This is a genomic window from Serratia sp. TMDUHS_CL (assembly GCF_037137105.1).
GTDB classification, from domain to species: domain Bacteria; phylum Pseudomonadota; class Gammaproteobacteria; order Enterobacterales; family Enterobacteriaceae; genus Serratia; species Serratia nevei.
The window spans coordinates 1-276 of the sequence record NZ_JBBBDV010000046.1 but is presented as its reverse complement, the minus strand read 5'-3'; the positions used below and the strand labels follow the sequence as shown (position 1 = coordinate 276).

Below are 276 nucleotides of genomic sequence, written 5' to 3'. Positions count from 1 at the left end.
CCCGCTGGCGGCGCTGGAGCAGGCGGGCGACAGCCGCTCGGCAGATATTTACTGGTATCACACCGATCTGAACAGCGCACCGCTGGAGGTGACCGACGCGGCGGGCAACCTGTGCTGGTCCGGGCAATACGACACCTTCGGCAAGCTGCAGGGCCAGACGGTGGCTGGCGCGGCGAAGCGGCAGGGCGCGCAATATCAGCAGCCGCTGCGCTACGCCGGGCAATATCAGGACGACGAAAGCGGCCTGCACTACAACCTGTTCCGCTACTACGAACC

At 65.9% G+C, this 276-nt stretch carries 1 protein-coding gene; it reads left to right on the top strand.

The genetic code is table 11. The annotated features are described in order from the left end of the window. Positions 1-276 (top strand): RHS domain-containing protein (locus tag WCL58_RS25305; RefSeq protein ID WP_336851758.1); only part of this gene is annotated, 276 nt, incomplete at both ends.